The sequence below is a fragment of the Candidatus Planktophila sp. genome (assembly GCA_030681675.1).
In the GTDB taxonomy this organism is placed as follows: Bacteria; Actinomycetota; Actinomycetes; order Nanopelagicales; family Nanopelagicaceae; genus Planktophila.
In genome coordinates, this window is sequence record JAUXRP010000006.1 from 1 (window position 1) to 1,107 (window position 1,107).

The window sequence follows — 1,107 nt, forward strand, 5'->3', positions numbered from 1 at the left end:
TGTGCCTGCGGCACACTCTCGATTTTCCAGCGTGCGCGCCCGGCGCGCATGAGTTGCATCAGATTCTCAGGTGTGATCGTAATGTCTGTTACCCAGGAAAAATGTTGGGTTTTTCCTGAAGGGTGGTATTCCCGGTATTCCAGAAAGTTGACCTCAAGTTCAAAGTTGGCGTTGTTTAAAGGAGCGCCATTGAGGTAACGGAAACTGTGTCTGATACCCTTGCCGTCGATAAATTCATCAGTGTTGACTCCCTGGACGGCATTCACCCAGTCAAACAGAAATTGATGGTCGGTTTGTTTGGCGCCGAGGATAAAGCGCAGGTTCAGTTTTTGAAGCAGACGAATATGCGGCGCATTGGAAGCCAGGCCATCTTCGATCACAATGAGTTTCATATGCGGATGTTCACGCCTGAGTGCGTTTAACAATCGCACTGCTGCAGTGCGTTCACAGTCGTTTTTGCTATACCCGTCTTGTTGCATGATCGGCTCCGGCGCCAACGGGAATACCTCGGCTTGATCCGGGTGAACCAGCACGGCGCTGAGCATCTGGTGATAGTATGTCACCCGACCGTCACGGTGATGTTTCTGGCAGCATTGTTCACAATGCACTTGTGAAGAAGAAAAATAACCCGTTCCATCAATGGATAATAGATAATAACCATCCAGGTATTCGAATCCCTCCAAACCTTTGCCACGCTGAAGCAGGTGCAGTATGCGCCTAAAGGACCGGCGCAAAAGCTCAGGGGAGACATTATCCAGTCGTTCCCGTAAATAAGTATCCGATGGCGCGCGGTCAATGCCATACAAGGATTTCAGATTAGCCCGAACCAGATCATCTTCCCTGCCTTGGTCAAATTGCAATAATGAAGGATACTTTAAGCTAAAAACCGCAAATCCCGACATCAAACAATCGCTCAGTGAGAATACTTTGCCGTTTCCATTGTCTTCTATTCTTTCAAAACAGGTGCGAACTTCCTTGATTAAACCGGGCGCGCTTAAATACCGGCGAAAGGCATATTTCGTCATAATACTCACCTGTCACTTTAATTTATGCTCCCATAATATTGGGATTTAGTTAAAAGTTTACGAAAACTTATTTTTAAAGACC

1 protein-coding gene is annotated in these 1,107 nt (G+C 47.0%); it reads right to left on the reverse strand.

The window, feature by feature from the left end:
• Positions 1-1,025 (reverse strand): hypothetical protein (locus Q8K48_02185; protein ID MDP1851208.1); only part of this gene is annotated, 1,025 nt, incomplete at its 3' end.
• Positions 1,026-1,107: the final 82 nt, after the last annotated feature.